This window comes from Streptomyces sp. CBMA123 (genome assembly GCF_014596465.1).
Lineage (GTDB): Bacteria > Actinomycetota > Actinomycetes > Streptomycetales > Streptomycetaceae > Kitasatospora.
In genome coordinates, this window is record NZ_MECK01000183.1 from 1 (window position 1) to 10,638 (window position 10,638).

7 protein-coding genes and 1 pseudogene are annotated in these 10,638 nt (G+C 73.6%); 2 read left to right on the plus strand and 6 right to left on the minus strand.

Annotated elements, in window-relative coordinates:
* On the minus strand, positions 1 to 942 hold a 942-nt coding region (locus BG452_RS20980; protein ID WP_188305879.1), incomplete at its 3' end, for an HAD family hydrolase.
* Positions 943 to 1,376: 434 nt separating this feature from the next.
* A complete protein-coding gene (locus BG452_RS20985; RefSeq protein WP_188305880.1) occupies positions 1,377 to 1,961 on the minus strand; it encodes a hypothetical protein in 585 nt (194 codons plus the stop codon).
* 132 nt (positions 1,962 to 2,093) lie between these two features.
* Between BG452_RS20985 and BG452_RS20990 the strand changes: the two are divergent.
* Positions 2,094 to 2,519 (plus strand): annotated as a pseudogene (locus tag BG452_RS20990) (universal stress protein); the annotation flags it as partial.
* Positions 2,520 to 2,765: 246 nt separating this feature from the next.
* Here the strand turns inward: BG452_RS20990 and BG452_RS20995 are convergent.
* The 4 genes from BG452_RS20995 to BG452_RS21010 all read right to left on the minus strand — a co-directional run bounded on the left by BG452_RS20995 (position 2,766) and on the right by BG452_RS21010 (position 9,332).
* Positions 2,766 to 3,956: an acyl-CoA dehydrogenase family protein gene (locus tag BG452_RS20995; RefSeq protein WP_188305881.1), complete on the minus strand. Its 1,191-nt coding sequence runs from the start codon at positions 3,954 to 3,956 to the stop codon at positions 2,766 to 2,768.
* 186 nt (positions 3,957 to 4,142) lie between these two features.
* Positions 4,143 to 5,198, minus strand: a complete 1,056-nt coding sequence (locus BG452_RS21000; RefSeq protein WP_188305882.1) for a hydroxymethylglutaryl-CoA lyase — start codon at positions 5,196 to 5,198, stop codon at positions 4,143 to 4,145.
* Complete coding sequence (locus BG452_RS21005; protein WP_188305883.1) at positions 5,195 to 7,462, minus strand: biotin carboxylase N-terminal domain-containing protein; 2,268 nt, start codon at positions 7,460 to 7,462, stop codon at positions 5,195 to 5,197. The genes BG452_RS21000 and BG452_RS21005 overlap by 4 nt, the downstream gene beginning before the upstream one ends.
* 157 nt (positions 7,463 to 7,619) lie before the next feature.
* Positions 7,620 to 9,332, minus strand: a complete 1,713-nt coding sequence (locus BG452_RS21010) for a carboxyl transferase domain-containing protein (protein ID WP_223242516.1) — start codon at positions 9,330 to 9,332, stop codon at positions 7,620 to 7,622.
* 133 nt (positions 9,333 to 9,465) lie between these two features.
* Between BG452_RS21010 and BG452_RS21015 the strand changes: the two genes are divergently transcribed.
* Positions 9,466 to 10,176 (plus strand): TetR/AcrR family transcriptional regulator, encoded by a 711-nt coding sequence (locus BG452_RS21015; protein WP_188305884.1) that lies wholly within the window; start codon positions 9,466 to 9,468, stop codon positions 10,174 to 10,176.
* Positions 10,177 to 10,638 lie beyond the last annotated feature (462 nt).

Sequence of the window (10,638 nt, forward strand, 5' to 3'; positions counted from 1 at the left end):
GATCGCAGCAAACCCGCCTGATCGGTTTCGGACACCGGAACCGGCTCCGGACGCCGCTCCGGCCGCCGAGGCGACGGCCGTCCCGGCATGCACGGGAGCGGGCGCGTTCGGGCCCTCCGGGGCGGTCGCCGTCGGATGTGCGCCGGTGTGTGCGCCGATCAGCGCCGTCACGCGGACCGGTGCCCCGGCCGCCTGGCGCCGGCCCGGCCCGCCCGCGCGGACCTCCGGCCGCACGCCGGGCCGGACCCCCGACCGCACCCCCGACCGGACCGAGGGCGCGTTGCGCGCCGCCAGCACCAGGCCGACGGCCTCCGGCAGCCCGGCCGCCTTCAGCGTCGGCCGGTAGCCGATCTCCGCCCACGGCCGCCCGTGGTGCAGCCAGACACTGCGCAGCCCGGCCAGTTCGGCCCCGGCGATGTCGGCGGGCGCGTGGTCCCCGACCATCCAGGTGTGCGCCGTCCAGTCCCCGACCGGTCGGATGCCGCACCGCCGGGCGGCTATCTCGAAGATCAGCGGATCCGGCTTGACGCAGTCGGCCTCCTCCGAGATCACCCAGCCGTCGACCAGCGGTCCCAGTCCGGTCCGCCGGATCTTCTCCAACTGCGGCCGGGTGCCGCCGTTGGAGACGATCCCGAGCGTCCACCCGGCCGCCCGTGCCGTCCGCAGCGCCTCGATGTTCCGAGCCGGACAGTGGATGTGCGAGTTGATGCCGCGGCGGAAGTGCGCGAGCAGGAACTCGGCCGAGGCGTCCAGGCCGTAGCGGCGCCGGACGGCGGACAGTACGGTGCTGCGCGGCACGTAGCCGCCGCCATCGAGGGTGACGAACCAGTCGAGGTCGCCGGGAGGCAGGCGGTGCTCGGACAGGAAGTCCTGCGCCCAGGCCCGGAAGGCGGCGTCCCGGGGGAGCAGCGTGTTGTCGAGATCGAACAGGAGCAGGGGCATGCCGAGCATGGTGCCAGCGGCCGCACCTATGCACCTGGCAAATGCCAGACCGCGTCGCGAAGCCGTACGAAGTGGCTGAAAGGGCCCGGACACCCGATGGACGGGGCAGGCCCGGACGGACTGGAGGGCAGGCCGGGGCTCGCGGGGCGTGACGGTTCGCGACGTCCGGCAACGGATCGTCGCCAATCCATGACAGTCCGGTCACGGTGTCCCGTGGGCCTGTTGCGCCGCCCGGCCCGCTCCGTCAAGCTCCTTAGAACCTCCGTTCTGGAGGGGGCGCGATCGCCTGCGGGCAGGGCGCACAGCCGCGGCGTGCGCATCCTCCTTTCGCGGGAACAACGTCGCTCCGGGGCTTCGCCGCTGGGCCGGGCCCCGTGCTCGTCGTACTCTGAAAGGAACAGGTCACATACGGTGCTGCGCGGCGCAGACCGACGTCATCCCGTGGGCGGGCCTGTCGCCCGGGCAGCGTTGTCCTCTCCTGTCGGCCCCTCTCCCTTGAAGAGCCGTGAGCCATGGCTGGTTTTGAGTCCTCCCGACCGGTCGAACCGGATGCGCCCCGCAGTGCGGATGCGGGGTCCCAGAGAGACGACGCCCGTACGAACCCCGACCCGGTCGGCGGGCAGCCCGACGAGCGCGCCGGTGGGCGCACCGACGGGCGTGCTGGTGGGCGTGCTGGCGACGGAGACGGCGATCAGTCGGGCGCGTACGGCGAAGACCGTGCCGATGACGGCGTCGACGCCGGCGGCCGAGCCGACGCCTCCGCCGACCGCCAAGCCGGCCCGCACGCCCAGCTCCCGGGCCGCCTCCGGCCGCCCGGCGAGTGGACCGGTGAGTGGACGGGCGAGCGGACCGCTGAACCGGACGACCGGCGGAGCGGTGCCCTCGACGCTGCGCCGCCCGCAGTCGCGAGCCCTGAACGAGCCGAACTCCCGGGCCTGGTACGCGCCCTGCGCATCCTCCGCCGTGGCAGCCTCGCCCGACGCGACCGCCCGGGGCCTCGCGAGCGACGCGACGGGCACCCGGCCGGCCCCGTGGAGCCCCCGGTGACCGGCGGCCGTCCCGGCCCCGGTGCCGAGCGTCCCGACACGGAGTCCGGCCCGGTCGGCGGGCACACCGGTCCGTCGGCGGACGATGCGCCGGGGCGCTTCCTCGACCCGGTGTTCCAGCACGGCGTCGTGGTCGGCTTCGACGGCTCGCTGTCGAGCGAGCGCGCCCTCGCGTACGCCGTCGGCATGGCCCGCCGGTCGCAGTGCGGCCTGGTGATCGTGCACGTCGCCAACCGTCTGCCCGCCACGGTCTGGGCGGGCTGTGAGCCTCCCGTCTTCGTCGATCTCCCGGACCACCGCACGGAGGTCCTGGGGCTGGAACTCGCCTGCGCGGACTTCCTCGCGGGGGTGCCGTGGATCCTGATCGAGCGGGGTGGCGACATCTGCCACGAGATCGAGGAGGTCGGCCGTGAGTACGCCGCCGACGCGATCGTCGTCGGCACGACGCACGGCCTGCTCGGCAAGATCTTCGGCTCGGTCTCCGGGCGGTTGGCGCGGCGGGCCAACCGCCCGGTGATCGTGATCCCCTGAGGCCTTCCGCGAACTCCCGCGGCTGCCTTTCCTGTTGCTCCTGTAGCCCTGTAGCCCTGTAGCCCTGTAGCCCCTGCGCAACCCCTGTTGTCTCTGGTGCCTCCTCCAGTGTCTGTCCGGCGGCTTCCGCCGCTTCGGTCCGCTCCACAACTCCCGTTGTGGAGCGGACTGTCGGCCCGGAGTGCTCGGCTCAGGAGGTGACCGGCGGCAGCTGACGGTCAGGAGTCGATCGTCAGGATCCGACCGTCACGACGTGACGCCGAGCTCCCGGGCGATGAGCATGCGCTGGACTTCGGACGTGCCCTCCCCGATCTCGAGAATCTTGCAGTCGCGCCAGAAGCGGGCGACCGGGAACTCGTTCATGAAGCCGTACCCGCCGTGGATCTGGGTCGCCTCGCGGGCGTTGTCGACGGCGGCCTCGGACGAGTACAGCTTCGCGATCGCGGCCTCCTTCTTGAACGGTTCGCCGTGCAGCAGCCGGGAAGCGGCGTCCCGCCAGGCCAGGCGGGAGGTGTGGGCGCGCAGCTCCATGTCGGCGAGCTTGAACTGGATGGCCTGGTTGGCACCGATCGGGCGGCCGAAGGCCCGGCGGGTGCCGGCGTACTTGACGGACTCGTCGACGCAGCCCTGGGCCAGGCCGGTGGCCAGGGCCGCGATCGCGATGCGGCCCTCGTCGAGGATCCGCAGGAACTGGGCGTAGCCTCGGCCACGCTCGCCCAGCAGGTTGGCCGCGGGAACGCGGCAGTCGGTAAAGGACAGTTCGCGGGTGTCGGATGCGTTCCACCCGACCTTCGAGTACTTCTTCGAGACCTGGAACCCCGGGGTCCCGGTGGGCACGATGATGGAGGAGATCTCCCGTACAGGCGAGCGGAATTCGCCTTCTTCACTCGAACGAGCGAGCGGTTCGGTGAGCGCGGTGACGGTGACCAGTCCGGTGATGTCCGTGCCGGAGTTGGTGATGAAGCACTTCGTCCCGTTGATGACCCACTCGTCGGTGGTCTCGTCGTACCGCGCGGTGGTGCGGGTGGCCCCGGCGTCCGAGCCGCCCTCGGGCTCGGTGAGGCCGAAGGCGCCGAGGAGTTCGCCGGAGGTCAGCCGGGGCAGCCACTCGCGCTTCTGCTCCTCGGTGCCGAAGCGGTAGATCGGCATCGCGCCGAGCGAGACGGCGGCCTCCAGGGTGATCGCCACCGAGGAGTCGACGCGGGCGAGTTCCTCCAGGGCGAGGCCGAGGGCGAAGTAGTCGCCGCCCATGCCGCCGTACTCCTCCGGGAAGGGCAGGCCGAACAGGCCCATCCGCCCCATCTCGCGGACGATCTCGTAGGGGAACTCCTCCCGCTCGTAGAACTCGCCGATCTTCGGCGCCACCACGTCCTGGGCGAACTCGGCGACGGTGCGCCGCAGTTCCTCGTACTCGCTGCTGAGCCGGTGGTCGAGCATCTGATCCTCCTGGTGCCCGGCCGGGGGTGGCCGCGGGCGTGAGCGGGATGACCGGCGTCCATCTGACGGTGTGACGGTCGCACGGTGCGGTTGACGGATGAACGCGGATGGAAGCGGATGAACGCGGTGCCGCGGCGCCGGCCGGACCGAACGGACGGCTGGCGCCGGGGAGCCAGACGGGGCGGGTCAGCCCCGGGCGGCGCCGAGCAGCGCCTGGACGGTGCGGGAGGGGCTCGGGCGGCCGAGGCGCTCGGCCATCCAGCCGCTGGTCGCGACCAGCGCGCGCAGGTCGACACCGGTCCGGATGCCGAGCCCGTGCAGCATCCACACCAGGTCCTCGGTGGCCAGGTTGCCGGTCGCGCTCTTCGCGTACGGGCAGCCGCCCAGGCCGCCGGCCGAGGCGTCCACCGTGGTGACGCCCTCGCGCAGCGCGGCCAGGGTGTTGCTGAGCGCCTGGCCGTAGGTGTCGTGGAAGTGCACGGCGAGCCGCTCGACCGGCACGCCGGCCTTCGCAAAGCCGGTCAGCAGGGCGCCGACCTGGCCCGGAGTGGCCACGCCGATGGTGTCGCCGAGGCTCAGCTCGGCGCAGCCCATCTCCAGCAACCGGACGCCGTACCGGACCACCTGGTCGACCGGGACGGGCCCCTCCCACGGGTCGCCGAAGCACATCGAGAGGTAGCCGCGGACGGTGATCCCGGCCTCGGTGGCCCGGGTCACGACCGGCCGGAACATCGCCATGGCCTCGTCCGCCGAGCGGTTGAGGTTGCGCCGGGCGAAGGTCTCGGTGGCACTGGCGAACACCGCGATGTCGGTGACGTGGTGGGCGAGCGCACGGTCGAGGCCGCGCTCGTTGGGCACCAGCACCGGCAGCCGCAGACCGGGGTGGCGCCCAGGCAGGTCGGCGAGCCGCGGCACCAGCTCCTCGGCGTCGGCGAGCTGGGGTACCCATTTCGGGTGAACGAAGCTCGTCGCCTCGACGGTCCGCAGCCCGGCGGCGGCGAGCCGGCCGATGAACTCCGCCTTGACCTCGACGGGCACCAGGGAGCCCTCGTTCTGCAGCCCGTCACGCGGCCCGACCTCGTGGATCCGGACCTCCTCGGGCAGGCCGTGGGCGCGGACCGGGTCGGGCAGCCCCAGGTCGAGGGCGTCGGGCTCGTGGGCGGCGCCCTTCTGGGCGGTGGTGCCCTGGGCGGCGGTGTCCGGGGCAGTCGTGGCCGGGGTGGTCGGGTCCGGGGTGGTCATGACCGCACCGCCGCGGGCTCGGCGGCCTCGTCGGCCGGGGTGACCACGACCAGCAGGTCCTCCATCGCGACGGTGGCGCCGGCGGTGGCCCGCAGCTCGGCCACCACGCCGTCGTGCGGCGCGGCGATCACGTGTTCCATCTTCATGGCCTCCAGCACGAGCAGGGGCTGGCCCTTGCGGACCGTCTCGCCCGCCGTGGTCTTGACGACCGTGACGGTGCCGGGCATCGGGGCGGTCAGGGCGCCGTGGTGCGCCGCGGCCCCGGCGGCGCTCTCGACGACCGGGTCGTAGGCGTGCATCGGCCAGGCGTCGCCCTCGATGCCGAGCCAGGTCACCGGGCCCGCCGCGAGGCCGGGGGTGGCGTCGGTGGCCAGCGCGAAGGCGGTCCGCAGGCCGTCGACGGTCAGGTGCAGCCGGTCGGCCGCCAGGGTCGCGCGGGCGCGGTGCACGGGCCCGGCGTCCAGCTGGAGCTCCACCTCGCGGGTGGGTTCGGGGGAATTGTCAGTGGCACCGGTTACGTTGCCCGCAGTGATCGGACGGATGCGCACCGAGACCGGGTCCTGGCCGGGGGTACGAAGTCGGTGGGTGGTCCAGGCGGGGGTGCCGCCCAGGCGCCAGCCGGAGGGGAAGGAGAACGGGTCGGTCCAGCCGCCGGGGTCGGCGGCCGGGGTGAGTTCCAGGTGCCGTGCCAGCGCGGCCGCGTAGTAGAGGAGGTGGGCAGGTGACGGGGGTTCGGTCGCCGGGGCGCCGGCCCCGGCCGGAGCGGCTTCAGCCGACGGCACCGCGGTCGGCACCGCGGTCGGCGCTGCCGCGTTCGACGGGGAGTGGGGCGCGACGAGCAGGGCCGGCTGCTGCTGGGCCGTCTGTTCCACCAGGCCGGTGTCCAGTCGGCCGGCGACGACGTCGGGGTGGGCCAGCAGTCGGCGCAGGAAGCCGGTGTTGGTGGTGACACCCAGGATGCGGGTGTCGGCCAGCGCGGCGCGGAGCCGGCGCAGCGCGGTCGGGCGGTCGGGCCCGTACGCGATGACCTTGGCGAGCATGGGGTCGTAGGCGCTGGTGACGACGGTTCCGGGGGCGACCCCGGAGTCGACGCGGATGCCCTCGCCCCGGGGCTCGTCCAGGGTGAGGATGCGACCGCCGGTGGGCAGGAAGTCCCGTTCCGGGTCCTCGGCGCAGATGCGGGCCTCGATGGCGTGGCCCAGGAAGGAGACATCGGACTGGGTGAAGGTGAGCGGTTCGCCCGCGGCGACGCGCAGTTGCCACTCGACCAGGTCCAGTCGGGCCGCGTCCGGGCCGACGGCGACGGCGAGTTCGGTGACCGGGTGCTCGACCTGGAGGCGGGTGTTCATCTCCATGAAGAAGAAGTCCCGCACCCCCTCGGCGGCGGAGGCGGGGGCGTCCGGGTCGATGCCGGGGACGATGAACTCCACGGTGCCGGCCCCGGTGTAGCCGCAGGACTCGGCGGCGCGGACGGCCGCGGCGCCCATCGCGGCGCGGGTCTCGGCATTGAGGAGAACGGAGGGAGCCTCTTCGATCAGTTTCTGGTGGCGGCGCTGCAGGCTGCACTCGCGCTCGCCGAGGTGGACGGTGGTGCCGTGGGCGTCGGCCAGCACCTGCACCTCGATGTGGCGCGGCCGGTCGACCCAGCGTTCCAGCAACAGGGTGTCGTCGCCGAAGGCGGTCCGGGCGACGCGGCGGGCGCCGGCGATCTCGGTGGGCAGGTCGGCCGGGTCCCGCACCAGGCGCATGCCCTTGCCGCCACCACCGGCGGAGGGCTTGAGCAGGACGGGGTAGCCGATCTCGTCGGCGGCGGCGACGAGGTCCTCGTCGGAGGGCGCGGCGGCCTGGCTGCCGGGCACCACCGGGACGCCGGCGGTCCGGACGGCCTCCTTGGCGTTGATCTTGTCACCCATCAGCTCGACCGCACCGGGAGGTGGTCCGATGAAGACGAGGCCCGCGTCGGCGCAGGCGCGGGCGAAGCCGGGGTTCTCGGCGAGGAAGCCGTAGCCGGGGTGGACGGCCTGGGCGCCGGTGCGGCGGGCGGCGGCGAGGATCTGGTCGGTGCGCAGGTAGGTCTCGGCCGCCGAGCTGTCGCTGCGGTCGGCCGGGCCGAGCCGGACCGCGAGGTCGGCCTCGCGGACGTGCGGTGCGTCGGCGTCCGCGTCGCTGAACACGGCGACCGAGCGGACACCGAGCCGCCGCAGGGTGCGGATCACCCGCAGTGCGATCTCACCGCGGTTGGCGACCAGAACTGTGTCGAACATGGGAGGCGTTCCTCCGGGTCGAGGGGAGCCGTAAGAAGGAGGTGGCGGTGGGCGGTCGAGGCGCCGGCCCGGTCCTCGGACCGGCACCTCGGGGGTCACGCCCGGAACGGAGGGATCACGGGAGCGGTGACGGGGTCGTAGCCGCCGGCGGGCGACGTCACATGCGGAAGACGCCGTACGGAGCGGGCGGCGCCAGCGGCGCGTTGGCACAGGCGGTGAGGGCGAGGCCGACCACGGTACGGGTGTCCATCGGGTCGATCACGCCGTCGTCCCAGAGCCGGGCGGTGGCGTAGTAGGCGTTGCCCTGGCGCTCGTACTGCTCGCGGACCGGGCGCTTGAACTCCTCCTCCGCCTCGGCCGGCCACTCCTCGCCGCGCGTCTCCAGCTGGTCGCGGCGGACGGTGGCCAGCACCGAGGCCGCCTGCTCGCCGCCCATCACGGAGATCTTGGCGCCCGGCCACATCCACAGGAAGCGAGGTGAGTAGGCCCGGCCGCACATCGAGTAGTTGCCGGCTCCGTACGAGCCGCCGACCACCACGGTCAGCTTCGGGACCCTGGTGCAGGCGACGGCGTTGACCATCTTGGCGCCGTGCTTGGCGATGCCGCCCGCCTCGTACTGCCGGCCGACCATGAACCCGGTGATGTTCTGCAAGAAGAGGAGGGGGATGCCGCGCTGGTCGCACAACTCGATGAAGTGGGCGCCCTTGACGGCCGATTCGGAGAACAGCACGCCGTTGTTGGCGACGATGCCCACCGGGTGGCCGTGGATCCGGGCGAACCCGGTGACCAGGGTCGCGCCGTACTCGGCCTTGAACTCGGCGAAGCGGCTGCCGTCGACCAGCCGGGCGATCACCTCGCGCACGTCGTAGGGCGTGCGCGGGTCGACCGGGACGGCGCCGTACAGGCCGGCCGGGTCGACGGCTGGAGGCTCGACCGGGGTGAGCGGCCACGGCTTGGCCGTGCGCGGGCCGAGCTCGGACACGATGGTGCGGACGATGGAGAGGGCGTGGGCGTCGTCCTCGGCCAGGTGGTCCGTCACGCCCGAGGTCCGGGAGTGCAGCTCGCCGCCGCCCAGTTCCTCGGCGGTGACCACCTCGCCGGTGGCGGCCTTCACCAGCGGCGGTCCGCCCAGGAAGATCGTGCCCTGGTTGCGGACGATCACCGCCTGGTCGCTCATCGCCGGGACGTACGCGCCGCCGGCCGTGCAGGAGCCGAGCACGGCGGCGATCTGCGGGATGCCCGCGGCCGACAGCCGGGCCTGGTTGTAGAAGATCCGGCCGAAGTGGTCGCGGTCCGGGAAGACCTCGTCCTGCATCGGGAGGAAGGCGCCGCCGGAGTCCACCAGGTAGATGCAGGGCAGGCGGTTCTCCAGCGCGACCTCCTGGGCGCGCAGGTGCTTCTTCACCGTCATCGGGTAGTAGGTGCCGCCCTTGACGGTGGCGTCGTTGGCGACCACCACCACCTCGCGTCCGGCGACCCGGCCGATGCCGGCGATCACCCCGGCCGCGGGCGCCGCCCCGTCGTACATCCCGTCGGCGGCCAGCGGGGCCAGCTCCAGGAAGGGCGAGGCCGGGTCGAGCAGGGTGTCCACCCGGTCGCGGGGGAGCAGCTTGCCGCGCGACGTGTGCCGGGCGCGGGCCTTGGCGCCCCCGCCGAGGGCGGCCGCGTCGAGCTTGGCGCGCAGTTCGGCGACCAGGGCCTGGTGCGCCTCGGTGTTGGCCCGGTAGGCCGCGGATCCCGGGTCGGCGGAGGTGCCGAGCCGGGGTGCCGGTGCGGCGGCGCCCGGTGGTACGGCGCCCGATGTCACCGGGGTGCCGGTCGCTGCGCTGAGCCGGACGCCGGAGGATGCGCCGGTGGTTGAGATGACCATCCCAAGAGCTCCCTTGCCCTCGGCAGCAGGTGCGCGGGGCCGAGCGCGGTGCGCCTGCGGTCCCCACGTTAATTAACGTTAACTTACGCGCCCAGGTTAACGGCCGATAACCCCACTGTCTACGATGGACGGCATGCCGAACGTCCCCGCAGCCTCCGCGATCCCACGCCGCGACCAGATCCGTCGGGAGGCCGCGCGACTGTTCGCCGCCCGGGGCTTCCTCGGCGTGGGCGTGGACGAGATCGGCAAGGCCGTCGGCATCAGCGGCCCCGGTCTCTACCGTCACTTCGCCGGCAAGGACGCGATGCTGGCCGATCTGCTGGTCGGCATCAGCGAGCGCCTGCTGGACGAGGGGCGCCGTCGGGCGGGTGGCGGCGACGGTCCGGCCGCCGCGCTGGACGCGCTGATCAGCGGCCACGTCGACTTCGCCCTGAACGACCGCGACCTGATCACCCTGCACGACCGCGAGCTGCTGAACCTCAAGGAGGAGGACCGCCGCACCGTCCGTCGGCTCCAGCGCGGCTACGTGGAGCTGTGGGTGGACGTGGTCCGGCAGGCCCACCCGCCGCTCGCCGTCCCCGCCGCCGAGCCGGTGGCGCGGGCCACCGTGCACGCGGTCTTCGGCCTGATCAACTCGACCCCGCACAGCCTCGGCCCGAACCCGGTCCAGGGCGAGCGCACCGGTCTGCAGCGCGACGGCATGGCCGCGCTGTTGCACACCCTCGCCCACGGCGCCTTCGCGGCGGCCGCGGACTCCGCCGCCGCGGCTGCTGCGGACTCCGGTGCTGACTCCGCCGCCGCAGCCGCCGTGGCTGAGGTCGACCCGATGTCCGAGCCCGCCTGATGTCCGAGCCCGCCTGGTGCTGATGCCCGAGCCGATCTGAGGCCTGGGCCTGCCGGGGGGTCAGGGCCCGCCCGAAGTCCAGGCCGCCCGGTCCGGCACCGCCAGCGGCCCTAGGTCCAAAGGACGGCGTCCGCCCGCCCTCGGGCCGCTGGGCGCACGCCGCTCGGGTCGGCGACCCTTGGGACAGGGCCGGACCGTCGGGTCGCAGCTGTGTTCGAGCGGGAATCACCGCAGGCCGCAGACTGTTGCCCCGTCCGCCGGACCGGACGATCCGGGCCGCCCCGGAGCCAGCCCCGACCGCCCCGCGCGGCCGGAATAACCGTGGCGGCCACCCGACGAAATGGTTAGCATCCCTAAATATGCCCGAGACTCACGGATCCATGGTGGAGCAATCCCCGAGCGGCCCACCGGCCCCCGGCCCCGACCCGGCGACCCCCGGCGACGGCCCGCAGGCCGCCGACG